This window comes from Corallococcus sp. AB018 (genome assembly GCF_003986945.1).
GTDB classification, from domain to species: domain Bacteria; phylum Myxococcota; class Myxococcia; order Myxococcales; family Myxococcaceae; genus Corallococcus; species Corallococcus exiguus.
On sequence record NZ_RAWR01000159.1, the window covers coordinates 1 to 25,730 of the forward strand.

At 70.0% G+C, this 25,730-nt stretch carries 24 protein-coding genes; 14 read left to right on the forward strand and 10 right to left on the reverse strand.

Translation table 11 applies throughout. The annotated features are described in order from the left end of the window. The 5 genes from D7Y11_RS28920 to D7Y11_RS28940 form a co-directional block, all read left to right on the forward strand. Nucleotides 1-1,517 (forward strand): S8 family serine peptidase (locus D7Y11_RS28920; RefSeq protein ID WP_148139236.1); only part of this gene is annotated, 1,517 nt, incomplete at its 5' end. Between the two features lie 88 nt (nt 1,518-1,605). Further along, nucleotides 1,606-3,117, forward strand: a complete 1,512-nt coding sequence (locus D7Y11_RS28925; RefSeq protein ID WP_126935303.1) for a hypothetical protein — start codon at nt 1,606-1,608, stop codon at nt 3,115-3,117. Then, the gene (locus D7Y11_RS28930) at nt 3,114-3,464 is read left to right on the forward strand and encodes a DUF2019 domain-containing protein (protein ID WP_120597046.1); all 351 of its coding nucleotides are present in this window, start codon (nt 3,114-3,116) and stop codon (nt 3,462-3,464) included. The genes D7Y11_RS28925 and D7Y11_RS28930 overlap by 4 nt, the downstream gene beginning before the upstream one ends. Nucleotides 3,465-3,468: 4 nt before the next feature. Continuing rightward, on the forward strand, nt 3,469-3,822 hold the full coding sequence (locus D7Y11_RS28935) for a DUF2019 domain-containing protein (protein WP_126935304.1): 354 nt from the start codon (nt 3,469-3,471) through the stop codon (nt 3,820-3,822). 73 nt (nt 3,823-3,895) lie between these two features. Continuing rightward, nucleotides 3,896-5,101, forward strand: coding sequence for a serine/threonine-protein kinase (locus D7Y11_RS28940; protein WP_233607421.1), 1,206 nt, complete (start codon nt 3,896-3,898; stop codon nt 5,099-5,101). Between the two features lie 4 nt (nt 5,102-5,105). Here D7Y11_RS28940 and D7Y11_RS28945 read toward each other — a convergent pair whose 3' ends face one another. Then, nucleotides 5,106-5,471, reverse strand: a complete 366-nt coding sequence (locus tag D7Y11_RS28945) for a helix-turn-helix domain-containing protein (RefSeq protein WP_121754386.1) — start codon at nt 5,469-5,471, stop codon at nt 5,106-5,108. A gap of 98 nt (nt 5,472-5,569) precedes the next feature. Here D7Y11_RS28945 and D7Y11_RS28950 point away from each other — a divergent pair, with 98 nt between their 5' ends. The 3 genes from D7Y11_RS28950 to D7Y11_RS28960 are packed head-to-tail and all read left to right on the forward strand — an operon-like array spanning nt 5,570 to nt 8,720. Next, on the forward strand, nt 5,570-7,372 hold the full coding sequence (locus tag D7Y11_RS28950; protein ID WP_121754385.1) for a serine/threonine-protein kinase: 1,803 nt from the start codon (nt 5,570-5,572) through the stop codon (nt 7,370-7,372). Between the two features lie 26 nt (nt 7,373-7,398). Further along, nucleotides 7,399-8,310 carry a DUF2381 family protein gene (locus D7Y11_RS28955; RefSeq protein ID WP_126935305.1) on the forward strand — a complete coding sequence of 304 codons (912 nt, stop codon included), beginning with the start codon at nt 7,399-7,401 and terminating at the stop codon, nt 8,308-8,310. A gap of 53 nt (nt 8,311-8,363) precedes the next feature. Beyond that, entirely contained in the window at nt 8,364-8,720 is a 357-nt protein-coding gene (locus D7Y11_RS28960; RefSeq protein WP_233597248.1) for a DUF2019 domain-containing protein, read from the forward strand. A gap of 13 nt (nt 8,721-8,733) precedes the next feature. Here the strand turns inward: D7Y11_RS28960 and D7Y11_RS28965 are convergent, their stop codons facing one another. Next, entirely contained in the window at nt 8,734-9,480 is a 747-nt protein-coding gene (locus D7Y11_RS28965) for a hypothetical protein (RefSeq protein ID WP_158642009.1), read from the reverse strand. A gap of 172 nt (nt 9,481-9,652) precedes the next feature. Here D7Y11_RS28965 and D7Y11_RS28970 point away from each other — a divergent pair, with 172 nt between their 5' ends. After that, on the forward strand, nt 9,653-11,164 hold the full coding sequence (locus D7Y11_RS28970; protein WP_126935307.1) for a hypothetical protein: 1,512 nt from the start codon (nt 9,653-9,655) through the stop codon (nt 11,162-11,164). 75 nt (nt 11,165-11,239) lie between these two features. Here the strand turns inward: D7Y11_RS28970 and D7Y11_RS28975 are convergent, their stop codons facing one another. Further along, on the reverse strand, nt 11,240-11,944 hold the full coding sequence (locus D7Y11_RS28975; protein ID WP_126935308.1) for a hypothetical protein: 705 nt from the start codon (nt 11,942-11,944) through the stop codon (nt 11,240-11,242). 254 nt (nt 11,945-12,198) lie between these two features. Between D7Y11_RS28975 and D7Y11_RS28980 the strand changes: the two genes are divergently transcribed. After that, nucleotides 12,199-12,756, forward strand: a complete 558-nt coding sequence (locus tag D7Y11_RS28980) for a hypothetical protein (protein ID WP_120579107.1) — start codon at nt 12,199-12,201, stop codon at nt 12,754-12,756. 23 nt (nt 12,757-12,779) lie between these two features. Here D7Y11_RS28980 and D7Y11_RS28985 read toward each other — a convergent pair whose 3' ends face one another. Further along, a complete protein-coding gene (locus D7Y11_RS28985) occupies nt 12,780-13,430 on the reverse strand; it encodes a 2OG-Fe(II) oxygenase (protein WP_233605101.1) in 651 nt (216 codons plus the stop codon). A gap of 47 nt (nt 13,431-13,477) precedes the next feature. Between D7Y11_RS28985 and D7Y11_RS28990 the strand changes: the two genes are divergently transcribed. Both D7Y11_RS28990 and D7Y11_RS28995 read left to right on the forward strand, forming a co-directional pair. Further along, the gene (locus D7Y11_RS28990; protein WP_121754379.1) at nt 13,478-14,095 is read left to right on the forward strand and encodes a DUF4230 domain-containing protein; all 618 of its coding nucleotides are present in this window, start codon (nt 13,478-13,480) and stop codon (nt 14,093-14,095) included. Next, nucleotides 14,092-14,601: an O-acetyl-ADP-ribose deacetylase gene (locus tag D7Y11_RS28995; protein WP_126935309.1), complete on the forward strand. Its 510-nt coding sequence runs from the start codon at nt 14,092-14,094 to the stop codon at nt 14,599-14,601. The genes D7Y11_RS28990 and D7Y11_RS28995 overlap by 4 nt, the downstream gene beginning before the upstream one ends. A 1-nt stretch (nt 14,602) precedes the next feature. Here D7Y11_RS28995 and D7Y11_RS29000 read toward each other — a convergent pair whose 3' ends face one another. Together D7Y11_RS29000 and D7Y11_RS29005 are read right to left on the reverse strand one after the other, a co-directional pair. Next, nucleotides 14,603-15,859 carry a tetratricopeptide repeat protein gene (locus D7Y11_RS29000; RefSeq protein WP_120579111.1) on the reverse strand — a complete coding sequence of 419 codons (1,257 nt, stop codon included), beginning with the start codon at nt 15,857-15,859 and terminating at the stop codon, nt 14,603-14,605. 88 nt (nt 15,860-15,947) lie between these two features. Continuing rightward, complete coding sequence (locus D7Y11_RS29005) at nt 15,948-17,993, reverse strand: hybrid sensor histidine kinase/response regulator (protein ID WP_126935310.1); 2,046 nt, start codon at nt 17,991-17,993, stop codon at nt 15,948-15,950. Between the two features lie 174 nt (nt 17,994-18,167). On the opposite strand from D7Y11_RS29005, the gene D7Y11_RS29010 reads away from it, so the two are divergent. Beyond that, entirely contained in the window at nt 18,168-18,953 is a 786-nt protein-coding gene (locus tag D7Y11_RS29010) for a DUF2270 domain-containing protein (protein ID WP_120579112.1), read from the forward strand. 1 nt (nt 18,954) lies between these two features. On the opposite strand, the gene D7Y11_RS45245 is transcribed toward D7Y11_RS29010, so the two are convergent. Beyond that, entirely contained in the window at nt 18,955-20,871 is a 1,917-nt protein-coding gene (locus D7Y11_RS45245) for a HEAT repeat domain-containing protein (protein WP_126935311.1), read from the reverse strand. Between the two features lie 88 nt (nt 20,872-20,959). Continuing rightward, nucleotides 20,960-23,143, reverse strand: a complete 2,184-nt coding sequence (locus D7Y11_RS29020; protein ID WP_126935312.1) for a hypothetical protein — start codon at nt 23,141-23,143, stop codon at nt 20,960-20,962. A gap of 401 nt (nt 23,144-23,544) precedes the next feature. Between D7Y11_RS29020 and D7Y11_RS29025 the strand changes: the two genes are divergently transcribed. Then, nucleotides 23,545-24,552, forward strand: coding sequence for an isocitrate/isopropylmalate dehydrogenase family protein (locus D7Y11_RS29025; protein WP_120579115.1), 1,008 nt, complete (start codon nt 23,545-23,547; stop codon nt 24,550-24,552). A 60-nt stretch (nt 24,553-24,612) separates the two neighbouring features. Here the strand turns inward: D7Y11_RS29025 and D7Y11_RS29030 are convergent, their stop codons facing one another. Continuing rightward, complete coding sequence (locus D7Y11_RS29030) at nt 24,613-24,990, reverse strand: translation initiation factor (RefSeq protein WP_120579116.1); 378 nt, start codon at nt 24,988-24,990, stop codon at nt 24,613-24,615. Between the two features lie 24 nt (nt 24,991-25,014). Further along, a partial coding sequence (locus tag D7Y11_RS29035; protein ID WP_158642010.1) for a thioredoxin domain-containing protein occupies nt 25,015-25,730 on the reverse strand: 716 nt, incomplete at its 5' end.

Here is a 25,730-nt window from a genome sequence, read left to right on the forward strand (position 1 = left end):
CGAACACCTACCACCACGGCTTGCACGTGGCCGGCATCCTCGCGGCGCGCACGAACAACGGCGTGGGTGGCGCGGGCGTCTGCTGGGGCTGTCAGCTCATGCCCGTCAAGGTCTCCACTGCCAGCAACGGCGTCCTTCTGTCCGCGGTTGACGAGGCCATCCGGTACGCGGCGGACAACGGCGCGCGCGTCATCAACATGAGCTTCGGGACGGCCTACAACCCCAACGCCCCCACGGCCGTCTATCCCTGCGCGAACTACCCCGACATCCAGAGCGCGGTGACCTACGCCGTCGGCAAGGGCGTGGTGGTGGTCGCCGCCGGTGGCAACGACGGCGTGGCGGGCCTGCTGACGGCGAACATCACGCCTGCCTCCTGCACCGGCGTCATCGCCGTGGGCGCCAGCACGCAGGCCGGTGCGCGGGCGCCGTGGAGCAGCGGCGGCTCTCGCGTCGACGTCATCGCTCCAGGTGGCACCGCCAGCGCCGGCTTCTACGGCCAGGGCATTGGCTGCCCCGCGGACCCCAATACATGGGATCCGTACAGCGGCACGGATCAGATCGTCTCGGCCTGGGCCATTGGCAAGCCGGGGGCCACGCTGCTGGCGGGTGACTACTGCCACCGCTACCTGAGCGGCACCTCCATGTCCTCTCCGCACGTCGCGGGCCTCGCCGCGCTCATCCTCTCGCAGAAGCCCTCGATGACGCCCGCGCAGGTCACCGCGCGCATCAAGTCCACCGCGACGGCGGTCTCCGGCTGCGGGAGCAACTGCGGCACCGGCCGCATCAACGCGGCGGCGGCCGTCTACACCAATCTCCCGCCCCGCCCGGACAAGGGCCCCTGGTACAACCCCGCGCGCTCCGGCAACGGCCTGGACATCCAGCACCTCGCCTCCGACCAGATCCACGTCACCTGGTACACGTACACGTCCGCGGGCGTGCCCATCTGGTACCAGGCCTTCCTCTTCGCGGAGCCCGGCGAGTGGCGGGGCGATCTGATCAAGACCACCTGGACAGGCTCCAGCGCGACGTTGTCCGTGGTGGGGACGATGCGCATCACCTACAGCAGCGGACTGTGGCGCTTCTACTGGACGCTGGGTTCGCTCTCCGGCAACGAGCCCATCCAATTCCTGGCGTTCGGTAGCGGCAGCTCCGTGATGAACCTGAATGGCCTCTGGTACAACGGCGCGGAGCCCGGCTGGGGTGCCAGCTTCAACACGCAAGGCAACACCCACGTCGTCAACCTGACCGTCTACCAGGGCAGCAACCCGGTATGGCTGCAGGGCGTGGTGAGCAGCACCTCCACGTCGCTGAGCTTCCCGATGGCGTACATCACCGGCACGAACCTCTGCCCGGGTTGCACCGGAACGACGTCGACCTCGGCGACGGCCGCGGGCACCTTCACCGTCAATGGCTCGGCGGGCAGTCCCAGTGGAATGGCGGCATCCTCCGCGGTGAGCTTCCCCGGCGGGACGTGGAACCGGCCCTCCTTCACGCTGAACCGCCTGACGGGGCCATAGGCAGCGTCCTCCGGAAGGGTGACGGCGGCATCCTGTCGATGCCGCCGTCATCCCGGACCGGAGTGTCCTCACTTCCAGGAGGCAGACGATGCGCGTGGCTGTCGTGGCGCTGTTCGCGGCCTGGCTGATGGTGGGCTGTGCGGGCGTGGAGAATTCCTCCACGAGAGGGAGTTCACGGGCCTTCCGACAGAGCGCCTCGCATGCATCGGATGAGTCCGGCGAGGAGACAGGCAGTCAACGACTCCACCGGGGTCAACCTGTCCGCATGCCGGTGGGGACGGTCATCCTCGCACCTTCCGGGAAGGTCTCGCGGCAGGCCCTGCAGATGGGCCTGCTGGACGTGGACGCCTTCGAGAAGTTGCTGGTCCGCGCCGGGCTGGAGGACGTGGACGAACTGCCCCTGCGCCGCAATCCCTTCACGCCAGACGACGCAGTGGAGGTGCTGGGCCGGCTGATGGAGAAGCCGGTGACGCTCGGAACCTTCCCGCCGCGAATGGTGGCGGGGTTCCTGCTGCGAGAGGTGTTGGAGCGCGGAGAGGTCTCCCGCGAGGAGCTGGCGCGGCGGGTGACGCGCTTCGCCCGCGAGCAGGTGGCGGTGCTGCGGCCAGATGGATACCTCGCGTGGGCGCTCAATGGGCGCACCCAGCAGAAGGTCGCGCCCATCGCGTGGAGGAACGGCGCCTTCCGCGCGGGCAACTTCGAGCTGGGACGTTTCTACAGCGGCAGGGGCGGAGTCTTCCGTCCGGTCGATGCGCAACTCCGGGCGTCGGACTCAAGGCCGCTGGCCGAGGTGTACGACGACGCGGACGTCGTCAACCGCTCACTGGATGGCGCGGAGGACGCCTTCGTTGAGCTGTACCACGCGCTAGGACAGGTCCTCTCCCGCCCCGCGGACAGCATCGCGGGACTGCGCAATCTTCCCGCGGGCATCGCAGCCCTCATCGCGTCTTCGCCCGAGTACTGGGAGCGGTTCCAGTACATGACGGCCGGCGAGCAGATCCGCGAGACGGCCCGGCTGGCGACGAGCGTCGTCGCCATCTGGGGCGCAACCTCGGCCACGACGCGGACACTGAAGGGGCTGGCGTCGGGTATCGACGCCACGGTGCCCGTGCTGTCGCTGTCAGCGGAGGGCGCGCTGGTGCTGGAGCGCATCTCGGTCCCCGTGGGGCGCACGGCGGCGGTGTTGAGCGGCGCTCCCGGTGCGGCCATCATCCTCCAGCGAGGCGATGATTCAGGCTCGGGAGATGGAAGCGGTGGAGGTTCACCACCGAGCGGGCCAAAGGGCTATTCGTCCTTCAAGTCGTTCAAGCGGGCCATGGGGCCGGCGGGGAATGGGAAGGAGTGGCACCACGTCGTGGAGCAAACCGACGGGAACGTGACGCGCTTCGGGCCCCAGGCGCTCCACAACGTGGAGAACGTCATCCCGCTCGACAAGGCAGTTCATAACTCGGTGAGTGCGTTCTATTCGTCGAAGAGCTTTCAGATGACAGGCTCCAACAGCCTCACGGTGCGACAGTGGTTGAGTGCGCAGCCGTATGCAGCGCAGAGAGAGTTCGGCTTGATGATGGTCGACCATGCAAAGAATGGGACCCTGCCATGACAACCGAAGAGACGGTCGAGGAGTTCGCACAGAACGTGGCCGCGCAAACGGACGCCATCGGGAGAGGCGACGCGAAAACCGGAAACAAGCACGCGGATCGATACATCGCGGCATTCGACCAGTTACGTGCCCTTGGGGATCCTGGGCGTGAAGCATTGGCGGTGCTGCTGACGCATCCTCGGATAGATGTTCGAACCACCGCCGCGACTTGCCTGCTTCGCTACAAGAACGCAGAGGCTCGGGCGGTGCTTGAAGAAGCGGCGAAGGGCAAGGGGCTGTTCTCATTTGGGGCGCAGCAGGCGCTGAAGCGATGGGAAGAGGGGACCTGGTCCCTGGACCCTGCTTGAGAAAATGGCTCAGCACTCACTCGTTCGAACCTACGCGGAAGCAGCCGAGTTGCACGGACAAGCGTCCGTCGAAGGCAAGCACCGGGCTGCCAATACTCAGTACGCCAGGCTCATGGCCGCCTGGCGGGAGCTGCGCAATCGGGGAGAGGCCGGACGTTCGGCGCTGACGGGACTGCTGCAAGACAGCAATCCTCGCGTTCGCCTCTGGGCCGCATCCCATGCTCTGGAATTCGCGCCCGTGCTCGCGGAGGCGGAACTGGAGCGGCTGGCCCAGGGTCCCGCGGGCGTGGTGCGACTCGACGCCGAGATGACGCTCAGCGAGTGGCGGGCCGGGAACCTGAAGTTCACGGAGGACTGAACATGCCCATGCGGAGCGCGCGCCACCTCCATTCAGACCTTTAAAGTCCAAATCCAATGGACTTTTCAGGTCCATGACATCCAGACTCCCGGATGGCGCCGCCGCGCCGAGCCCTGGCCCCGAGGAGTTCATGCCGACGCCCCCATCTGACAGTGAGCCGGCCCGCTCCCGGGCCGCACCGTTCAGTCATCCCCTGCCGCCCACGCCCCACCGGCCCCGGCCCCTCTTCACCATCGAGGGCGTCCGCTACGAGGCCATTCGCGAACTGGTGCGGATGCAGACAGGGGAGGTGCTGATGCTCGCCCGCCGCTTTCCGGAACAAGGGGACACCCTGCCCGGACTCTGCTTCGTGCGGCGGCTGGCCAATCCCTCCACCACCCCACGCCGCACACGGCTGGGAGCGGAGATCCTGCTGGCCTTCCGGCTCCGTCACCCCGCCATCGCCCAGGTGTTCCACCGCAAGGTGCACCAGGACTCGCTGCACGTGGTCATGGAGTACGTCGACGGTCCCTCATTGGAGACACTGGTGAGCGCGAGCGTGGCGCGCGGCCAGCCCGTCTCCGAGTCTTTCGCCCTCTACGTGGGAGCGGAGCTGGCGGAAGCGCTGCACCACGCGCACACGCTGACGGATGACGCGGGCAAGCCGCTGGGAATCATCCACCGCGACGTCAATCCCCGGCACGTCTACGTGGGGATGCACGGCGAGGTGAAGCTCGTGAACTTCGGAGCGGCTTATTCGGTGGTCATCGGACGCGAGGAGTCACCCGCGAGCCTCGTCCGAGGTGACGTGGCCTATGCCTCTCCCGAATACCTGGAGCGGCAGACACTGTCGCCACGCTCGGACGTCTTCAGCCTGGGCGTACTGCTGGTGGAGCTCTTCACCAGCAAGCATCTCTTCGACGTGCAGGACGTGCCCCGGCGGCCCGAGGGACTGCGCCCGTTGCAGGTCGAGTTCCTCCCTTCCCTGCCACTGACGCAGATGCGGGTGTTGCTGGCCTGCTTCGGCCCGACGGAGGTCGAGGCAGCGGTGGGACAGCTCTCACCGGATGTGAAGCAACTGCTGCACAGGGCCCTGCGCTCCGAGCCTGAAGAACGGTTCGCCACCGCGGCGGACCTGCGCGACGCCCTTCGCTCGGCCCTGGCCAGACGGCACCCGGGCTACGGGCGCCAGGAGGCCGCGGCGGAAGTCGCGCGGTTGCTGGCGGAGGGCCGCGTGCTCCGGGACGTGGTGGAGTTTGGCGAGGGCGGCCTCTTCGAGGAAGACCTGGCGGAGGAGTAGCGCCTCAACGCGCCAGGGCGGAGGCGACATGGAGGAGTGCGTCCAGTTTCTCCGCGTCCAGCTTGCGCGCGAGGTGCAGAAGGCGTCGCAGGTCCGGCGCGTCGCCTTCTTCCCGGGGCGACTGCTTCTTCGCCCCCTTGCGCACCTCACCCGACGGAGTCAGGCCCAACAGCGTTTCAGGGGAGACGCGCAGCTCCTGGCAGAGGCGATAGAGGGACGGGACGCTGGGCAGCATCTTGCCGCGCTCCAGGCGGCTGTAGACGGGGTGTACCAGTCCAATGCGCTCGGCGACTTCGGCCTGCGTCAGTCCCAGATGCTCGCGGGCGGCGCGCGCCGCCGTGCCAATGGTGATGCCGAGTTCTTCATTCATGGAGGGCGCGCAGCGTATCCGAGATATGCGCTGGGGACCCTCGGGCCTTCGCGAGGAGGCCGCATGCGCGAAATACATGAACCTGGAATGAGGACGCCATGAGGCCACCCCCCGCCATCCTGGCACCCGGGGCGGAGGTGCTGGGCTACACGGTGGAGCGCCAGCTGGGACAGGGCGGCTTCGGCACGGTGTACCTCGCGCGCAACGCGGGACAGCCATTCGCCTTGAAGCTGCTGTACCTGCCACGTGCCGGCGAGCGGGTGGAACGGGAGGTCTCCATCCTCCTGAAGCTTCACCACCCCCACGTCGTGGGCCTCCAGGGTTACGGGCTGTGGCCCCCACGCGAGCCGCGCTTCGCGATCATCGTGATGGAGTACGTGGACGGACGCAGGTTGGACCTCTGGGCCGACGAGGAGAATCCCTCCGCGCGCCGGGTGACGCGGGTGTTGCTGGACGTGGCGCGGGCGCTCGCCGCGACGCATGCGGAGGGGGTGCTGCACCGGGACGTGAAGGAGGCCAACATCATGGTGCGCGCCTCGGACGGCCCGGCCAAGCTGGTGGACTTCGGCATTGGCGACTACACCGGCGCGCGTGAGCTGACGGTGGACATCCTCCCGCCCGGGACGCCGGACTACCGCGCGCCCGAAGCGTGGAGGTACTTCCGGCAGTATGCCCGGGTGCTCGGGGCCCGCTACGAGGCGGGCGCGGCGGATGACCTCTGGGCGATGGGCGTGGTCTTCTACTGGCTGCTGACGGGGCGCAGGCCTTTCAATGGCGAGGACGACGCGAGCTTCATCGAAGCCGTTCTCACCCAGCCGCCCGTGCCACCACACGAGGCGAATGAGCGCGTGCCTCCTGCGTTGAGCGACGTGTGCCTGCGGCTGCTGGAGAAGACGCCCGAAGCGCGCACACCGAGCGCCCTGACCGTCGTGGCCGCGTTGGAGGAGGTCCTGCGAGGCGCGGATGCGACGTGGGATGTGCCCCTGTGCGACGCGTTCGGTGAAGACACCGCGACGACGGAGAGCGAGCTGGACAGCTTCGAGAAGTGGCGGAACCGTCCCCGCCACCGGCCCCGGCGGGGCGTGCGCGCGCCACCGGAGGCGCCACCGACGCCAGCCGGAGCAACGCCGCCGAAGCCACGACATTCCTTGCGCGCGTGGGCGGTGGTGGTGACGGCCCTGGTGCTGATCACTGCGGGCGCGCTGCTGCTGCGCGGGGCAGCGGGGCCTTCAGGAGCAGTCACGCTTCGTCAGGAAGTAGCGCCCACTGACAAGTCGACTCAATCTGACCGGGCCGTGGCTCCCAACGGGACAGAGGCCATCGCCGCGGCCGTCGCACTTCCCGCGACGCTCCAGGAGGTTGCCACCACCGTGACGACGCAGACACCAGAGACTCCCGCCCTTCCACCCTCCTCGAAGCCAGCGAAGAAGGTCCGGAGCGTCATGACCCGAGCTGCGGGCATGGCCACCTGCACTGCGTTGCTGGGATGCCCCGGTACGCAGGTACGTCCACCTCCGCCGCCAGAGCCCTGCCCGGTGGGAGCGGTGAAGGCCATGAAGGAACGGGGCCTCAGGATGGGGGACGAGTACATCGCAGCCTTCGACTTCTCGCGACCGCGCGTCATCTCGGTGTCCGACGGCCCTACACAATTTCTACTGGCCCAGAACGTGGGAAGCCTGCTGGGCGGTACGGCACTGTCAGGCCGGCTCATCGTGAGAGACCGCGTCTACGGGCGCCTGACGTGGGCGGAGACCAAACAAGGCGACAGCTTTCCCGTGTGCCTTGAGGTCTACGCGGAGGTGGGAGGCCGGGGCCTGCCGAGGGAGCCTGGAGACGACTCCCCGTCGAGCGCCCGGGTCTTCACCACGGTGAGCGTGAAGGCAGTGCGTGAGTTCGAGTAGCAGGCCTGCCTGGGAGATGCCGCCAAGTGCCCTCTTCATCCACGATTGTCTTCCTGGCGCTCGTGCTCGCGAGTGCGGGGGCATTCGCTCAATCCGAGAGTTCAGCCTCCGTGCCGGGCGCCCGGCGCATCGAACTGACTCCGGAGGGAACTCCATTCGTCGCGGAAATCGCGGTCAGTGCAGGGCTCTCCACGGGCCTCTACTTTGACTCGGACCTGATGCGTGACGGCATCGAACTGGAAGGTCGGGAGCGCTTCACCCTGGTGGACGTCGGTCAGGCCACGCTCCGCCTGGTCCCCTCTTCGCGTGTCATCCCTGGCGAGCACTTCCGGCTCGTCGTGCGCTTCAAGGATGGCGCGGCTCCGGTGAGTGCCTCGTTTCTCCTTCAGGTGCATCCCGCGAAGACGGTGCCCGTCATTGAGGTCTATCGCGGGAAGCGGACGCTCGAGACCTATCAACAAGAGATCCGGGAAGTCCGTGCGGAGTTGGAGCGCTGCCGGGACGAGAGCTCACGGTTGGTGGCTGAGCATGAGGCCCCAGCCGGACTGGCGGGGCTCCTCTCCACCGGCACCCTGGATAAGGAGGGTGTGGTGGGTCGCGTCGTGACCCAGGACATCCTTCCGTCTTCTGGTAATGCCCTGGAGGCGGCCTCCGTCATTACCTACCGCGCCAAGAGGGCTGTTGCCGTCGTGGTCACGCTGGCGACGAAGGCGGGAGCGCAGCCCTGGAACTTGAAGGGAGCGACACTTCGAGGCAGGAGCGGAGCGGAATTGCAGGTGCTCAGGGTCTGGCAGGAGCCATCCAGTCCCTTGACCCAGGCCCGAAGCATCGTGGTCGAGGCTGAAGCCCCCGAGGCCAGTATCCAGGGACCGTACGCCCTCAAGCTCTGGGAGGACGGACCGCGCACCATCACGCTGGGCAACGTGACGTTTCCATAATCACAGCTGCGTTTGGGCTCCGCGCAATGAAGAGCATTCGGAGACGGACCCTGGTGACGGAAGACCTTCAGAAGCTCGTCGCGAAGTTCGCGCAGCATGCGGCGGCGCAAACCGATGCCATCTGGCGAGGCGACGCGAACGCCGCGAACAAGCACGCGGATGAATCCATTGCGGCGTTCAAACGGATGAGGACCCACGGCGATGTCGGTCGGGACGCGCTCGCAACTCTCTTCACCCATCCACGGATGGATGTTCGAACGGCAGCGGCGGCACTGCTCCTGCGGTATCGCACCGCCGAAGCCAAGGCAGTGTTGGAGGAGGCTGCGAAGGGCAAGGGGCTGATCCCCTTCGAAGCGCAGGAGGCACTGAAGCGCTGGGAAGAAGGGACCTGGTCCCTGGACCCCGCGTGAGCCAAACCACCCGCTACGCCCCACCGCCCTGCCACGTCAGCATCCCAATCACGCCCACGTCGCGAGCTCCCCCTGCGTGGAACCTCCAGGGCACCGCCACGCCGAACTCCAGGGACTTCAGCGGGCGCGCCAGCAGCCCCGGTGACAGGAGCACGGTGGACGCACCGTCCTCGTCCCTCCACCCCGCCTCCACCATGGGCCGAAGCGGTCCCAAGGCCAGCACCGCTCCGGCCGCGAAGTCCGGATGCAGCTCGTTCCCCAGCCCGCGCACCCCAGGCAGCTCTTCCGCCTTCAGTTGGAGGTTGAAGCCCACCGGCCCCACGTCCTGATACGCCAGCAGGTACGGCGCGAAGCCCGGGCGGAACCGGTCGTCCGTCATGTCGCGAGTGGCCTCCAGGTCCATGCCCACGCTCAGCGTGAAGCCCCGCCGGCTGTCATTGATCAGCGCCAGGCCGATGCCCGCCTCCGCTGTATCCAACCCGCGCGGATCCTCCGGCGTCGTCAGCGCCACCTTCGCTTCCACCTGCACGCGGTCACTCAGGCCGTACTCGCCGCGCACCGGCAGCTCGAAGCGCGTCTCATCGTCCTGACGCGTCCACTCCAGCCCCGTGCCCAGCTCCACCTGCCCCCGCTGCTGCGGCGGCGCTCCATCTCCGAGGAAGAACTCCTGCACCCGCCCCTGCACCCCTTCCGCCGCCACCGCCGGCACCGAGAAGAGGCCCAGGAGTCCCACCGAGACGAGCCACCGTCCGTTCGCCATGCCCGTACGGTGGACACGGCCCTCATGCCCCGGGGCCTCTCCGCCGTGCCCGCCACCGCTCGGCTGCTCGCCCGCTTCGGGAACAACACAATGCGCTGGCGCTCCGCGTGGGGGCTTGCATCACCGTGCGTGAGGGTGGCAAGCCTGCGCTCCCACTTCTTCGAGATCAACCATGACCCTCCCCTCTGCTCGACACACCGTGGCCCTGCTGGCCCTGAGCCTCACCGCCTGTGGCGGCAAGGACGTGCGCCCCGGTGATGAGAACCCCAACCCCGTCACCGACCCCTGCGAGGAGAGCAACTCCATCGACCCGGCCAGCGGGACGTGCGCGCCCCTGCGGTTGCAGTGCGCCCGGGACCTGAGCGGCTTCAAGACCGACCGCTACGTCTGGCGCGACCGCGACTGTCACGTGCGCTCCGTGTCGCTCGTGCGCAACGACGCGGCGGATCCCGCGGGCTGGAACGGCGGCTACATCCGCCGCTACACCTACGAGGTCGCGGGCGCCGAGCGCACCTGCGACGGCCAGAGTTCCCAGGTTCCCGGTTGGGGCATGGTGACCAGTCACCTGAAAGATGGCCAGACGTGGGGCGCCTGGACGCAGGACGTGCGCGGCTCCGGCCGCTTCGTCTTCAAGGGCGCGCACCACGCGCTGCACGAACTGAAGTGGCCGCTGTCGCTGGACGGCCGCGTGGTGCAGGTGACCGTGCAGTACCTGTTCGCCACCGGCCGGGACCACCCGCTGTATGCCATCACCCACGACGCGTCCGGCTTCCCCGCGAACCAGATTGAAGCCGACGTGCGCTCGCCCTACGGCGACCTCGCCTTCGACGGCAACGCCAGCACGGACATCGCCGGCCTGGGCTGGGGCGACAAATATCGCTTCGTCACGCTGTCCTCCCCCGTGACGATGAACACCGGTTGGGACTACCGCGAACCCAACGTCGTCCCCTACACGCGCATGTGGACCGCCGCTCCGGACGCGGAGATGGGCGCGGTGCAGACCCAGACGTGGGAGCAGAAGCCCGCGGGCGGCTACTGGCTGTATCCGGAGTGGGGCACGCGCCACGCCAACGGCCCCATGCCCGTGGACTACAACTGGCCCTACCAGCTCAACCAGTACGAGCTGCCCTCCGTCACCAACTCCCACCGGCTCGCGTGGGGCAGCAACTTCGGCGCGGTGGGCCTGTCGCAGTACCCGCGCCTGGGTGATGACGGCGTGATGCTCTCCGGCCATCCCTACCAGAGCTATTCCGTCTTCATGGTGCTGGGCACGCACACGGCCAGCCCCGTGCTGTCGCTCGTGTCGGAGGTGGAGGCCTGGCAGGGCGTGAAGCTCACCGCCTCCGAGGGCACCGTGCGCACGCGCGGCCCGGGCGGCGTGGGCCGGACCGACTCCGTCACCTACGACGTCGCTGGCTACAACCCCGTCTACGCCACGTGGGAAGCGGACGCCGCCTCCAACCGCGTGACGCTGGCGTTCGACACCGCGGGGCGCACGCTCGCGCGCCCCATGGTGGTGGTGCACGGCTACACCGCCGCCACTGCGCCGACGACGGTCACCCTGGACGGCAAGTCGCTCATCGCGGACACGGACTACTTCGCGTCCGTGGATGCGGAGGGCAAGGCGCTCTGGCTCACGCTCCAGCGCGACCTGAAGGGCGCCGCCACCCTGAAGGTGGAGTAGCCCCACGCACGGGACAGGCCCCTGGCACCCTCACGAGTGCCCGGGGCCTTCCCTTCCGTGCTTCACGCTGGAGCGTCAGTCCGCGGAGCCGCTGCCGCCGTAGCCCTGCGGGGCCTCCGAGCGCAGCCGCTGCCACTCGGCGCGGGCGTCCTGCTCCACGCGCTTCTGCTCGTCCACGCGGCGGCGGGCGTCCTCCACCTCGCGCTTGGTCTCCGCGACGACGGACATGAAGTTCGCCTCGGACATGTTCTTGGCGCGCACGTCCCCGCTGCGCTCCAGCGCCTTGAACTGGGCCAGGTTGAGCTCCGAGTCCGCCACCTTCAGCTCGGCGGCGCGCAGGTCCTTCTCCGCCTTGGCGGTTTCCGTCTTGCGGTCGTGCCAGGCCACCTCGGCGTCCGCGGCGACGCGCCCCGCCTCGGCGCCCTGGAGCCGGATCTTCGCCGACGCGATGGGGCTCTGCTGGCCGGTGGCCTCGGCGGCCTTCACGGCGGCCTTCTCCGCCTCCATGCGGCTCTTGGCGGCGTCGCTATTGCGGCGGGCCACTTCCGAGGCGCGCTCGGCGTCACGCACCGCCACCTCGGCGCGCGTCACGTTGTCGGCGGCCTTGGTGCGGGCCAGCTGCGCATCACGCACCGCGCCCAGCTGGTCCTCGGGGACGCGCGCCATCATCGCGTCGTCCACTCGCGCGGCCTTCGAGCTGCCGCAGCCGGCGAGGAACGTCATGGACGCCCCCAACGCCAGTCCCACCACCCAGTGACGCTTCGTCCTGTTCTGGAACATGCTCTCGATCCCCCGTACGAAGATGACTGGGGAAGAACCTAGACACGCCCCCGTTACGCGACAGGGGTCATGGACGCCGTCGTTCCCCCTGGAATCCGTCCGCGTCCGGGCCGGCCGTGGAGCAGGCAGGCGGGGCCCCATTTCCTCTCCGCGCCGTTGCCGTCCCGCACTTTCGTCACGGGGCATGTCCCAACCCGGACGGGGTGCGTGTCTCAAGGTCGCGCGAACGACGCGCCACCAGGGAGAGGGACCACATGAAGCGAACCGGATGGGGATTCGTACTGGGGACCAGCTGCGCGCTGATGGTCGCGGCCTGCGGCGCCGGCACCGAGGACTTCGAAAACCCCGAGGGCACCGAGTCCGTGAAGATGAGCATCTCGCTCGCGGGTGACGCGTGCGGCGTCACGTCAGCCGCGGCGACCGTGAGCGCGCAGGACCTCCCGCCTTCGTACCCCCAATCCCTCTACGTGGGGAACGGCTACATCGAAGGCTACCTGAGCAACATCCCTGTCGGGCCCCGGCGCGTCGTGGAGGTGAGGGCCTACAACCGGGCGGGGCTGGAGGTGTACGCCGGCAGCACGGCCGTGGACGTGTACCAGGGCTCCGTGGCGTACGCGCAGCTCCAGCTGAAGCGCAATCAGCAGAACTGCCCGGGCACCGGGACGGGCGACATCTACATCGTCGGCACGCTGGAGGGCACCGGTCCGTCCCAGGACGCGGGCTACGACGCGGGCCCCGGTCCGTTCGATGCGGGGCCGTTCTACGACGCAGGCAGCGCGTTCGACGCGGGCAGCGCGTTCGACGCGGGATAGAACGCGTGGAGGCGTTGTAGCGCTCAGGTGCCCCGGCCGTAGAACCACGCGGTGAGGGCCAGGCGGGTCGCATGAGCGGGCATCACCTCGTGCTCCAGCCGCTCGCTCAGGAACACCACCAGGCGGTCCAGCACCGGCGCCACCTCCACCGGGGCGCCGGTGTCCTCCGGGAACAGGCGCAGCACGCCGCCGTGCTCCGGCATCCAATCGGCGTTCGCGTACCAGATGGCGGTGAGCCGGCGATTGAACTGGCCCGGGAACGCGTCGCGGTGACGGGCGTAGTGCGCACCGCCGCCGGGGTAGCAGGCGAGCTGCAAATCGAAGCGCCCCAGCCCCAGGTACGCACCCGAGGACACGGCCTCTCCCAGCGACTGGAAGCGAAGCCACAGGGCTTCGAGCTCGGGGGCGGCGCCGGGCAGCACCCATTCGATGTGGTCGCCACGCACGGACGTCTCGAGCGCATGGTCCGCGCCGCGCCGGATGCCCGCGGGCTTCAGCGTCGCGGCCTCCACGCGCGCGAGCGCCGCGGCCCGTACCTCCAGCGCCCGCGCCTCACCGAGGAAGCCGTCCCGCACGAAGTACCCCCGCGAGCCCAGGGCCTCCACCTCCGCGTCCGTCAGCTCCACCGTGCGCCTCTCCTTCGCGAGCGCCTGTCCGGAAGCCCGCGTCCGCACGCTGCCCCAGGACGCCCCCGTTCCGGAAGCGGGTAGACTTCCCGCCCATGGCGAAGAACGTCTCGCGAGCGCTGTCCCTCCTCGCCGCCGTCGCGCTCGGCGCGCTGGGGGCCTGGGTGCTGTTGCGTCCCGCGTCCCCCCGGCTGCCGGACACGGCGGCGGTGGTGGAGCAGATGCGGGAGGTGGCCCGGCTGGAGACGCTGGACGTGTCCCTCTACAAGAAGGTCACGTTCACGCCGGAGCCCCAGGCCACGGACGCGCTGTGGAAGGACGTGCTGCTCTGGGCCAGCTACACGCTCCAGAACCCGCACGGCCGCGCCATCGTGTTCGCGGACGCGCACCTGGGGTTCGACTTCCAGCGCTTCGACTCCAGCCACCTGCGCGCAGTGGGCACGCGCGTGGACGTGCTCCTGCCGCCGATGCAAGTGACGGTGGCCCTGCGGCCCGGGGAGACGGAGATCATCGACTCCAACCTGGACAGCGCGCAGACGGCACAGCTGCTGGAGAAGGCGCGACTGGCCTTCGAAAAAGAAGTGCGACAGGACCGGCGCCTCCAGGAGAAGGCGCGTCAGTCTGCGGAGCGCTCGCTGCGGGGGCTGCTGCTCACGCTGGGCTTCCGGGAGGTGCGGTTCGTGGAGACCTTGCCGGTGGGGAGCGCGGGATGACGGAACGGTTGGAGTTGCTCCAGGGAGACATCACGCGCGTCGCGGCGGACGCAATCGTGAACGCGGCGAACTCCGGCCTGTCGGGTGGCGGCGGCGTGGACGGTGCCATCCACCGCGCGGCGGGTCCGGAGCTGGTCGCGGAGTGCCGCACCGTGGGCCGCTGTCCCACCGGAGAGGCCCGCATCACAAAGGGCTACCGGCTGCCCGCGGCCCACGTCATCCACGCGGTGGGTCCTTCGTGGTGGGGCGGGGACCGCGGCGAGGATGAGTTGCTGGCCTCGTGCTACCGGAGCACGTTCGCGCTGATGGAGCAGCACGGGCTGCGCACGGTGGCGTTCCCCGCCATCTCCACGGGCGCCTACGGCTTCCCCATTGAACGGGCCGCGCCCATCGCCCTGCGGGAGATCCGCGCGGCCCTGGCGCGGCGGCCAGAGCTGGAGCGCGTCACCGTGGTCCTCTTCAGCGAGCAGGATTTGAAGGCGTATCAGCGGGCGCTCGGCGCGTAGGTCACGCGCTCCGCAACACATCACCCTCCAGCACGAACGCTCCGGGCACCCCATCCGGCGCGTGCCCCAGCGTGGCGAGCCTCCGCACAGACTCACCATCCGAGTCGCGGCATAGGAGCGCCACCTCGCGCCGGCCCAGGCTCACGCGCAGCGGGCCTCCGCCCGTGGCGGCATCCAGCCTGCGGCGCTGTGCCTTCGTGAGCAGTCGTGCGCCGTCATGCCCGTCGCCGCCCGCCACCGCCCAGATGCCGGAGAACGCCTCCGCCAGCCGCACCTCGCCCTGGTCGATGACGACGGGCCGCACGTCCGCGGGCCGCAGCTCCAGGTTGTGCCACGCCGCCGCGTCCACCGCTTCGAGCGTGAGCCCTGCTTCCTTCAGCGCGGAGGCCGGCAGGTAGCGCACGAACTCCGCGTCCTCCAGGACGTAGAAGACCTCCAGCCCCTCGGGCCCTGGACGGAACAGCGCGCCCTGGGTCCCCGCCACGAAGCCCTGGGGCCGCAGCACCGGGCGCAGCGCGTCCAATGACATCCCCGTGGGCCCCACGCCCGAGGACAATCCGCCCAGCCTCGACGCCAGCGCCTCCACGTGCGCGGTGAGCCCCTGCGTGCCCGGTGCCTCCTGATACGCGGCGTACAGCGAGCCCACGTCCACGCGGCCCACGCCACCCGAGGCCAGCTTCACCAACAGGTCGCGGCCCTGGCGCCGGAACGCCACGCCCGCGCGTCCCAACGCGGCGGTCAGCGCGGCGGTGAACTCCGGGCGCAGCACCTGCTCCTCGGGCGCGGGCGGCGGAGGCAGGTCCGCGGCCTCCAGCTCCGCGCGCAGCAGCTTCGCCTCCGCGTCGAAGGGGTCCCGCTCCACGGCCTCCGCCACGTAGGCGCGGGCGCGCGCACCCTCTCCCTGCCGCAGCGCGAGCACGGCCAGCACCTTGAGGGCCTCCGGGTCGCCGGGGCTCAGGACCAGCGCATCCCGCAGCTCGGCTTCCGCTTCCCGGTGCCGCTCCAGGCCCAGCAGCGCTCGCGCGAGCCCCAGGCGCACCTGGAGGTCCTTGGGGAAATCACGCCGCAGGGCCTGCATCAACGGCAGGGCTTCGCGCTCCGCATCCGCATTGATCAGCGCATGCGCCACGGTGAGACGCAGCGTGGGTCCAGGCGTGCGCGCGGCCTCGTCACGCAGCGCCTCCAGCTCCGCGCCGCTGAGCACTTCACCCGCCTCCACCTTGCGGCGCAGGCGCTCCAGTTCCGCCGGGGAAATCACGCGCGGACTCTACCCCCTCCGACCTCCTCACTTCGATGGATTGAGGCGCGGGACGACAAAGTGAAAAGCCGCCGGAGCTCCAGGCCCGTCAGTGCGTTGTGTCGTGCGTGTCTTCCGGTTCAGAGGACTCCTCCTCTCCCCGGTGCTGGGAGAGGAAGTCGTCCAATGCGCCCACGTCGATGGGCTTGCGGAACACCGCATCCACCTGCGCCAGGCTCGCGCGGTTCTGTCCCCGCACGTCCATGCCGGTGACGATGGCCAGCAGCGCCTGGGGCGTGCGCTGCCGCAGCTCGCGCGCCAGCTCCCAGCCCGTCATCTCCGGCATCACCGCGTCCAGCAGCGCGGCGTCGTAGGGGTGTTTCTCCCAGATGCGCAGGGCCACGTCCGGGCTGTGCGCCACCTGCACGTCGTAGCCCTCCTCGCCCAGCACCTCCGCCATCATCCGCGCGTTGTCCAAATCATCGTCCACCACCAGCACGCGGCGCGCGCGCCCGGGCATGCGCGGCATGCGTCCCGGCGCCTGCGCGGGTGGCTGCGCGGTGGGCTCGGGCGCGCCGGCCGAAACGTCGCGGAAGCGCGGCAGCCGCACGAGGAAGCTCGCGCCCGAGCCGTCGCGCCGGTTCTCCACCGTCAGCTCTCCGCCCCAGCGCTGCACCTGCGTGCGCGCCACCGCCAGGAACAGCGAGAACTGCGGCGCCCCCGGGTCCCTGCGCAGCGGGTCGAACAGGCCCGCCAGTTCATCCTGCGCATAGGGCCTTCCCCCGTCCTCGATGCGCAGGTCCAGCCAGTCCTCCGCCGCCGGACGGGAGCGAATCACCAGCGTGCCGCCGCCCTCCATGCGGTCGCGCGCGGACAGCATCAGGTTGACGATGAGCTCTCGGAAGAAGCCCGCGTCCGCGTTCACGCCCCACGGGAAGCCCAGGTCCAGCTCCGTGTGCACCGGGTGCTCGCGCTGCTCCAATTCGCCCCGGGCCAGCTCCAGCGCCTCGCGCACCGTCTGGTCCACCGGCACGTTGCCCAGGTGCTCCTCGGTGCGCTGCACGTTGAACTCCTGCAGCCGCGCCACCAACTCGCCAATGTTGCGCACCGTCTTGTCCAGCGCGTCGACGTGCTCGGGCTTGTATTCGCGTTGCAACAGCGTGATGCGCAGCCGCAGCACGTTGAGGAAGTTGTTGAGCGCGTGCGCGGCTCCGCTCGCCAGCTGCCCCAGCGCCTGCTGCCGGGTGCGCCTCAGGAGCTGTCCCTGGAGCCTGCGCACCTCGTCGTGCGCGTTCTCCAGGGCCTTGGTCTTCACCGCGGCCTCGGTGCGGTCGCTGAAGGTCTGGATGACGCCCGCCAGGACCTGGTCCTCCTCCCACACCGGCGTGGCGCTCATCTCCAGCGTGGCGTCCCCACCGCCGGGGCGCTCCACCTGCATCATCACGCCGCGCACCGGCCCCTTCTCGCGCAGCGCGCGCAGGAAGGGCATGTCCTGCACCTTGAAGGGCTCGCCCGTGGGGTGCCGCGCGTTGACCTGGGTGAGCACGGGGCCCAGCGAGCCGGTGGCGCGCGCGCCCACCACCGCGCGCATGGGCACGCCCATCAGGCGGCTCACCGGCGGCGAGGCGAAGGACACCGTGCCGTCCGTCTCCGCCAGCAGGATGCCCACCTCCACGTGGTTGAGCACCGACTCCATCACCGCCGCCTCGCGGAAGCGCACCTCCTCCGTCTTGAGCACGCGCGCGTAGGAGGCCTGCGCGGACGCGTCCGCCTCCCACACCAGCTCCGACACCAGCTCCGCCACGTCCGCGTGGATGACGCCTCCGTTGCGGCGCGCATAGACGTAGAGCAGCACCTCCTGGAGCGACTTGAACTCGCGGGTCAGGTCCTCGGGTTCGAAGTTCTGGTCGTACCGGAAGGCCCCGTGCGAACGCACCACCTCCGGCCACAGCCGCACCGCGTCCTCACCGCGGTCCTCGAGCAGCCGGGCAAGCTCGTCCAACAGATAGCGCAGCGGTGCGCGCAGGTCCCGGCCGGGGACCTCCACCTCGTACGTCTCCGCGCGCAGGCGCTTGGACCACAGGCGCGTGATGCGCTCGCCCTCGTCCGAGAGCAGGCCTGACAGCGCGGCGATGGCGGTATCGGAAGATGGCACGCTCAAGGGCGCACGATGCGCACGCTCCAGGCGCCCAGCCACCCGCCCCCCGTCTCTTCGTGGTGCGGCAATGTCAGGCGTTCCACACGAACGCCTCCATCACGGGTCCCGAGCGCCCGCCTGCCCGGCCGCCCTGGCAAAGGCGAGCGGTCGTCCCCACCTTTCCAGGCACGGATGAGCACGAAGGAGCACAGGAAGAACGACCTGGAGCAGCCTGAGATATCTCAGCAGGCCATGGCGCAGCTCTTCCGTGGCGAGCTGAGCCGCTCGGACACGTGGCGCACGCGGCTGGACACGACGACGAACTGGGCGCTCACCACGACGGCGGCGGTCATCTCCTTCGGCTTCGCGTCGCCGGAGAGCTCGCACGTCACGTTCCTGGTGGGCATCTGGATGGTGGTGTCCTTCCTGCTCATCGAGGCGCGGCGCTACCGCTACTACGACCTGTGGAACCGCCGCGTGCGCCTGCTGGAGGACGGCTGGTGGGCGCCGATGCTGCGGCGCGAGCCGGTGGATCCAGACGCGCTGCGGGAGCTGGCGGTGGAGATGTCCCGGCCGCAAATCCAGCTGTCGCTGGTGTCCGCCATCGCGACGCGGCTCAACCGCGCGTACGGGCCCATCCTCATCGTCCTGTTGGTGACCTGGTTCTTCAAGGTCTACAGCCACCCGCGTCCGCCGCGCGACTTCGGGGACTTCGTGGAGCGGGCGCACGTGGCCTGGATTCCGGGGCCGGTGGTGATGGCCGCGCTGCTGTTCCTCACCGTGGCGGCGGCGTACCTCTTCACCGCGTCCTTCTTCATCCGGTCGCCGCTGGGCGAACTGCGCACCCGGCCGCGCGGACGCCGGGCGGCGATGTGGGAGGCCTTCTACCGGCCCTACGCCATCCAGCGCCGCAAGCGCCCGCGGCCCCCGGGCGCGCGCGCCAACGCGCCGCGCCCGCCCGCCCCGTTCGACCACTGACTCAGCCGCCGAGCTGCGCGCCTACCTGCGCCATCAGCGACATCACCCGGGCGCGCGTGGGCGCCTGGAGGTCCGGCCGCAGCGCGATCGCCTGGAGCATCTGGAACACGGGCGTGCCCCCCTCCAGGTGCTGGGCCGCGACCGCCAGCAACGCGGGCTCCTCGCCCGCCGCCAGCCCTCCGGCCACCACCCACGCCCGCAGGTGCTCCAGCGCACCGGCGTCCAGCGGCCGCGTGTTCAGCGCGTCCAGCAGTGCCCGCTGCACGCTCCGGTCCTTCTCCGTCCCCAGCGCGTCCAGCAGGAGCCGCGTGGCCAGCTCCTGCGGAGCCTGGCGCAGCGCATCCGCGGCCGCGGCCCGCACGTCCGGGGACTCCGCGCGCAGGTGCGGCGGCACCACGTCCACCAGCCGCTCCGCCGCCGTCCCCCCCAGCGCGCGCAGCGCGTGCGACCGGTCCTCGTCCCCCGGCGCCTGGGCCACGGCGTTCTCCAGCGTCCGCACCGCCGTTCGCGCCTCCGCCGACTCCGGGTTCAAACGCGAGGACCAGGCCCCCAGCGCGTACGACGTGGCCCGCTCCACCGGGACGTCGTGCTCCGTCCGGGCGCGGTCCAGCAGCCCGTTGAGCATCACCCCCATCTCCGGCTCCGGCTTCGTCACGAACCCCGCGCGCTGCACCATCATCACGTACGCGCCCGTGTGCTCCCGGGCCTCCGGCGCCTGGAGGAGCGTGCGCAGCGTGGCCTGCGCCTGCGGGTGACCCGCGCCCACCAGCAGGTCCAGCATCAACTCGCGCATGCCCGGGTGCGTGCCCGGCTTCAGGAACAGCCGCGTCAACTCCTGGCAGCGCTTCGGCTCCAGTTGCAGCGCCGCGATGGCCCGCCGCGCGAACACGTCCAGCCCCGCGATGGCATCCGGACTGGTGGCGTCCTCCAGCGTCTCCAGCAGCTCGTCCACCGTCATGCCCTCCGCCTGACTGCGCAGCTGTGCCGTCTCCGGGTCCGTGTCGAAGGCGATCTGTGACGGCGTGCGCACCACGAGCTTCTGCTCATCCGAAGGAGGCAGGGGCTGCATCTCGCGCGACTGGTACGTCAGCCGCAGGCGCAGCCGCTTGGACACCAGCGCGCGCCCGTCCGTGCCCAGCGCGTCCAACACCTCGTCCTGGGTGATGGCGACGAGGTGTCCCTCCGCGTCGCGGTCAAAGGTCGTGAGCGATCCCAGCTCCTGCTTCGCCACCGTCGCCGCGCCCGCCGCGCGCAGGCTCTGGTAGCGCGTCCTCCGGCGCGTCAGCCGCGAGGTGTCCCCGGGCTCGAAGGCGAACGTCGACGCCACGTCGCCCGTCTGCGTGGACTCGGTGGCCGTCCACGACGGCTCATCGCGCAGCTCGGAGGGAAACAGCTCCGCGGCCAGCGTCTGCGCGAACTGGCGGAACAGCGGGGGCTCCGCCTCGGAGAAGCGCACGGCCTGGAGCGCGCCGCGAGCATCCAGCTCCAACCAGGCGCTGGCGGTGTCCGGCAGGTGGGCCTGGAGCGCCGCCGCGTCGGGCAGCAGCGCCTGTCCGGAGAGGACGGCCTCATGCCGCGCCAGCCGGCGCAGCGTCAGGCGCAGCCGGGTGCCCGTCGCGCGGGACTCCAACGCCTGGAGCATGAGCTCGCCGTCCAGGTGCAGCACGCCCTCCAGCTCCTGGGCCTTCGCGCCCGGCCCCGGCATGGGCAGCGCCACGCGCGTCAGGTCGTCCCAGACGAGGTGGAAGGTGTGCGCCTCGCCCACGCGCCAGCGGAACAACGGCAGCCGGTGGGAGGACTCGGAGGCCTCCACCGTCGCGGCGGACGAGGACGGATGGGACAGCCAGAAGGGCAACGCCCCCAGGCACACCAGGGCACCCAGGCCAGCCACGCCACGAACGAGGGTCGAGCGACGCATGAAACACTCCAGCGGGAAAAGTCGAAGGAAGAAGGGAACCACTCCCCGGGGCCGTTGGAGGCGGCCCCGGGGTCATGCGGGAGCGCGGCTAGTAGAGCTGCGCGAGCGGCAGGTAGTGCTGGTCGTTGAAGAGCTGCGTGCTGGTGCCGAAGCCCTGCCACGACACGATGGGGAACTCGACCTTCAGGAAGCCCAGCTCCCCGAACAGGGAGAGCCGGCCATCCAGCGAGCGCAGCGTCATGTTGAGGCTGGTCCCCAGGCCCAGGTACAGCGTGTTGGGGTTCGTCGGGTGCGAGGGCGAGCTCAGCGCGACGCCGATGCGGCCCTCCAGCGGCAGGCTGAAGCTCAGGATGGTCAGCGAGCCGCGCACGCCCACCTGGAGGCCCGGGATACCGAAGGCCACCGCCACGAAGCCGTTGGCGGACGCGTAGGGCCCGATGCTGCCCAGCAGGTCCAGCGTGATGAGGTTGCGCGCGCAGTCACGGCCCAGGGCGCCGCCCATCGACGTGGCGATGCCCACCTCCACGGACAGGCCGCCGCTCACCGTCACGGGGATGAACCACACCATGAAGGTGGCGCTCGCCTTGGCCGCGTCCTTGTCCACGAAGGGCTTGCGCTCGATGAAGGTGAAGCGCGCCGGGTAGGACTTGTCGAACGTGAAGACGGACTTGCCGAGCACGCGCGCGCCCAGCTCCACGCGGATGGCGGAGGGCTGCGTGGACGCGCGGCCGGACAGCCAGGCGATCTCCGTGCGCACCGGGCTGAACACGTTCGCGTAGAGGCCCAGCTCGCTGAAGATGGCGGCGTTGGTGTCGCACCAGTTGCCGGTGAACGCGGAGCCGGGCGTGGACAGCTCCCAGCCCGCGCGCAGCGAATAGCCACCGCCGAAGTTGTTGTCACCCGCGTAGCCGCCCGCGGAGAAGTCCTGCGCCTGGCGCTTGGTCATGGTGACCGGGTTCGTGGGCGGCTGCTGATTCGCCGCCTGCTGCGCCAGGTACTCCGCCATGGCCTTGACGTACGCATTCACCAGCGTCGGGTTGAGCGTGTAGTCCTTCTGGTCCAGGCCCTTGATCTTCAGCCGGTCCGCGTTGCGGATGAAGCTCTCCGCGCCGAAGTCGTTGCCGGTGACGGTGAGGCACTGGCGCAGGTCCGCCTCGCGGCGGGGCACCATGACCGCGTCCACCATGGCCTTGTAGCGGCGAGGGCTCCAGTCACACGCCGTGGCCTTGCTGGTGTCGAGGCAGCCCTCGGAGTCCGCCTTCACCAGCGACTCCTCCAGCTGCTTGTCCAGACCGTACAGCTGCTCGGCGACCCTCTCATCCAGCTCCACCGTGCTGAAGTCGCGGCTGCGCAGCATCTCCGACTCGCGCTGCCAGCCGGCGTAGACGGCGTTGCGCCGCTCCAGCAGGGCGGAGAAGGCCTCCTGGCGCTGCTGCGAATCGTTGAGCACGTCGTCGGCGACCTTGCTCAGCGACTTGCTCAGGGCCTGGTGCCACGCGTCCGAGGGCAGCACCGCCTGACGGGCCTCCACGTTGTTCGCCTTCAGCGCCGCCTCGGAGGTGAAGACGTAGCCCTTGGCGCCCTTGGGGTACGGCCCCGGCACGAAGCGGAAGTACGCGTTCTTCTCCACGCGCGTCTTGCCGTCCCAGAGGGGCGCCTGCTTCACCCCGTCCTTGCTGAACAGCGTGCGCTCCGCGATGCCTCCGGAGCCGTAGGCCGCGGTGAACACCGCGCGGAAGTCGTCGCCGAAGCGGCCCGCGTTCTGCTCGAAGCGGCTGAAGTCGTAGTGCTTCTCGTGCACGTACTCCTGGCACGAGCGCTCCAGCACGCCGTTGGCGTCCCACTCATTGCGCTGCTTGTTGTACGCCTGCTCCACCTTGGTGAGGTTCTTGTAGTCCTTGCGCGCCAGCACCTGGCCGCGCTGCACCTGGCCCACGACGGACTCATCCGAACCGGAGAAGAGCGTGTCGAGGACGGCGTTGGGCTGCACGGCCACGGACTCCACGCCGCCGCCCATGCTCTCGGGCAGCAGCGCGGTGCGCTTGGACGCGGTCGTGTAGCGGGCCTTCCACTCGGACTCCATCAGGCCCTGGCAATAGGAGTCGTTCTCCTGGCCGCACGAGGACGCGCGGTAGTCCACGTTGGAGCACTCGGTCAGCGTGGGTTGGGTGCAGGGGGCCGCCAGCGCCTGGGGGGCCGCCAGCGACAGGGTGGACAGCATGGCCCAGCGCACGGGGGGCGGCAGCCGGACAGGGGTTCTGCGCGAACTCATGAAAGCCTCATCTCGGGGAACGCACGGGCCAGCAGGGCCCGGACGCCGTCGCCCATGAGCACGATGCGTGCCGGGCCTCTTCACCCCGCGCGCCAGAGGGAGCAGCGAGGGAGCGCCTGGCGCCGTGAGGACGCGCAGACCACAAACGGCAAGTTCAGCCGTTGCCCCGAAGGCAACGACAGACACTCCGGGCCTGGGGCGCGATACACGTTCGACACATGCGTTGGGCGCACCCTCCGCGGGGGCCGGCCCCCCGCCGTCACGCCCCCGGGCGGGTCAGCCAAGTCCCCCTGCCGGGCGGCCGGACGGACCACCCGGGCTGATGGGGGCCATGCCCAGGGGTGAATCCCGGGTGCTTTCGCCCTTCCGGCCCTCCCGGATTTGTGGTGTGAACCGACCCCATGGCGAACACGCGCATTGTGACGGTCATCAACGGCGACGGCATCGGTCCCGAGGTTTCGGCGGCCACCATCCGCGTCCTGGAAGCCCTCAAGGTCCCCCTGGAGTTCGAGTTCAAGGACGCGGGCACGGAGGTGGTGGCCAAGTTCGGCACCAACCTGCCCCACGAGACGGTGGAGGCCGTGCTCCGCAGCGGCGTGGCGCTCAAGGGCCCCACCGGCACCGTCGTGGGTGGCGGCCTGCCCTCCGCGAACGTGGGCCTGCGCAAGCGGCTGGACCTGTACTCCTCCCTGCGCCCGGTGAAGAGCGTCCCCAACGTCAAGACGCGCTACGAGAACGTCGACCTGGTCGTCGTTCGTGAGAACACCGAGGACCTCTACGCGGGCCTGGAGCACATCGTGGTGCCGGGCGTCGTGGAGGCCATCAAGGTCATCACGGAGAAGGCGTCCACGCGCATCGCCCGCTTCGCCTTCGAGTACGCCAAGAAGAACGGCCGCAAGAAGGTGTCCGCCATCCACAAGGCGAACATCATGAAGCTGTCGGACGGCCTCTTCCTGGACTGCTGCCGCAAGGTCAGCCGCGAGTTCCCGGAGGTCGCGTACGACGAGGTCATCGTCGACAACCTCTGCATGCAGCTGGTGAAGGACCCGACCCGCTTCGACGTGATGGTGCTGGAGAACCTGTACGGCGACATCGTCAGCGACCTGTGCGCGGGCCTGGTGGGCGGCCTGGGCATGGTGCCGGGCGCCAACATCGGCGAGCGCACCGCCGTCTTCGAGGCCGTGCACGGCACCGCCCCGGACATCGCGGGCAAGGGCATCGCGAACCCCACCGCGCTGATGATGTCCGCGGTCATGATGCTGGAGTGGCTGGACCTGCGTGAGGCGTCCCAGCGCATGGCCAACGCCATCCAGAAGGTCTACGGCGGCGAGTCGAAGGTGCGCACCGGCGACCTGGGCGGCAGCGCCACCACGCGCGAGTTCACCGACGCCATCATCGCCGCGCTGTAGTCCAGCGCAGGCGGTGCTTCGAAGGGGGCGGGAGGTTCTCCTCCGGCCCCCTTCCTGTTTTCAGCCGACGATGACCTTGCGCACGCCTCGCGCTTCCAGGAGCGCGGGAAGCCGTTCGCGCTGGTCGCCCTGCAACACCAGCGCGTCCTCCTCCACCACTCCACCGCAGCCCAGGCCGCCCTTGAGCGCCTTGAGCCAGGTGTCCAGCTGGGCGGCGGGCAGCCCCAGCTGCTCCACCACCGTCACCTCCTTGCCGCCCCGGCCCTTGCGCTCCATGCGCACCACGGCGCGCGCGGGGCCCTTGGGCTCCGGCTTCTCCCGGGGCGGGGGCGGAGGCGCTCCCACGGGCAGCGCGTCCCGCTGCGCGGACAGGGCGGCGAAGGGGTTGTTGAAGGGCCCCGGCGGCGGGGCCTCGTCCTTCTTGTCGCGCTTGCCCATGGCGTCCTTCGCGCTCCTGTCCCCTTACGGGTGGGCGTGGCCCTCGTGGCCGGGGGAGCCGGTGCCACGCGAGCGCGGAGGCGGCAGGGCGCTGAAGGCGGGGGCGTCGGGGTTTCCGCTCGCCAGCACCAGCGCGTAGATGAGCGGCGCGAACGGCGGCACCTCACGGCCGTTCACCAGCACCAGCGGCGTGCCCTGGATGTTGAAGCGCATGGCGTACTCGACATCCTGGCGCAGCTTCCCGATGGTCTCCGGCGCAGTCATGCACGCCTCCAGCTGCGGGCGCGCCACGGAGCCGGAGCTGGCGATCTCCATCACCTTGTCGGTGTCCAGGAAGGCCTGCGCGGCGAAGAGCCTCTCGCGCAGCGTCCAGAAGTCCTTGGCGCCCTCCAGGCACACCGTGGCCCGGGCCGCGGCGCAGCGCACGCTGAGCGCGTCCGGACCGCGGTTGGGGATGGCCGGGTTGCACTGGCCGTCCAGCGGGAACTGCCGCGCCTCCACGGACAGCATGCCCTGGGGCGCGTGCTGCTTGATGGCGGCCAGCTCCTCCACCAGCATCTTGCAGTGGGGGCACTTGCTGTCGGTCCACTCCAGCACCTTCACCGGCGCGTCCGCCGGGCCGTAGAGGGCGCGCGACGGATAGGCCGCGAGCTTCGGCGTGGCCGCGCGGTACACGGCGAGCGCATCCGACAGGAACTGGCGCTGGTCCGGCGCCAGGCTGGCGATGAACTCTCCCAGCG

What these genes read in the sequence shown, in the direction of transcription:
- D7Y11_RS28930 (WP_120597046.1), top strand. Translation starts at nt 3,114, where the DNA reads ATGACAACCGAAGAGACGGTCGAGGAGTTCGCACAGAACGTGGCCGCG.
- D7Y11_RS29025 (WP_120579115.1), top strand. Translation starts at nt 23,545, where the DNA reads ATGGCGAACACGCGCATTGTGACGGTCATCAACGGCGACGGCATCGGT.
- D7Y11_RS28990 (WP_121754379.1), top strand. Translation starts at nt 13,478, where the DNA reads ATGGCGAAGAACGTCTCGCGAGCGCTGTCCCTCCTCGCCGCCGTCGCG.
- D7Y11_RS28940 (WP_233607421.1), top strand. Translation starts at nt 3,896, where the DNA reads ATGACATCCAGACTCCCGGATGGCGCCGCCGCGCCGAGCCCTGGCCCC.
- D7Y11_RS28970 (WP_126935307.1), top strand. Translation starts at nt 9,653, where the DNA reads ATGACCCTCCCCTCTGCTCGACACACCGTGGCCCTGCTGGCCCTGAGC.
- D7Y11_RS28945 (WP_121754386.1), bottom strand. Translation starts at nt 5,471, where the DNA reads ATGAATGAAGAACTCGGCATCACCATTGGCACGGCGGCGCGCGCCGCC.
- D7Y11_RS29030 (WP_120579116.1), bottom strand. Translation starts at nt 24,990, where the DNA reads ATGGGCAAGCGCGACAAGAAGGACGAGGCCCCGCCGCCGGGGCCCTTC.
- D7Y11_RS28950 (WP_121754385.1), top strand. Translation starts at nt 5,570, where the DNA reads ATGAGGCCACCCCCCGCCATCCTGGCACCCGGGGCGGAGGTGCTGGGC.
- D7Y11_RS28975 (WP_126935308.1), bottom strand. Translation starts at nt 11,944, where the DNA reads ATGTTCCAGAACAGGACGAAGCGTCACTGGGTGGTGGGACTGGCGTTG.
- D7Y11_RS28965 (WP_158642009.1), bottom strand. Translation starts at nt 9,480, where the DNA reads ATGGCGAACGGACGGTGGCTCGTCTCGGTGGGACTCCTGGGCCTCTTC.
- D7Y11_RS29010 (WP_120579112.1), top strand. Translation starts at nt 18,168, where the DNA reads ATGAGCACGAAGGAGCACAGGAAGAACGACCTGGAGCAGCCTGAGATA.
- D7Y11_RS45245 (WP_126935311.1), bottom strand. Translation starts at nt 20,871, where the DNA reads ATGCGTCGCTCGACCCTCGTTCGTGGCGTGGCTGGCCTGGGTGCCCTG.
- D7Y11_RS29020 (WP_126935312.1), bottom strand. Translation starts at nt 23,143, where the DNA reads ATGAGTTCGCGCAGAACCCCTGTCCGGCTGCCGCCCCCCGTGCGCTGG.
- D7Y11_RS28925 (WP_126935303.1), top strand. Translation starts at nt 1,606, where the DNA reads ATGCGCGTGGCTGTCGTGGCGCTGTTCGCGGCCTGGCTGATGGTGGGC.
- D7Y11_RS28995 (WP_126935309.1), top strand. Translation starts at nt 14,092, where the DNA reads ATGACGGAACGGTTGGAGTTGCTCCAGGGAGACATCACGCGCGTCGCG.
- D7Y11_RS28980 (WP_120579107.1), top strand. Translation starts at nt 12,199, where the DNA reads ATGAAGCGAACCGGATGGGGATTCGTACTGGGGACCAGCTGCGCGCTG.
- D7Y11_RS28935 (WP_126935304.1), top strand. Translation starts at nt 3,469, where the DNA reads ATGGCTCAGCACTCACTCGTTCGAACCTACGCGGAAGCAGCCGAGTTG.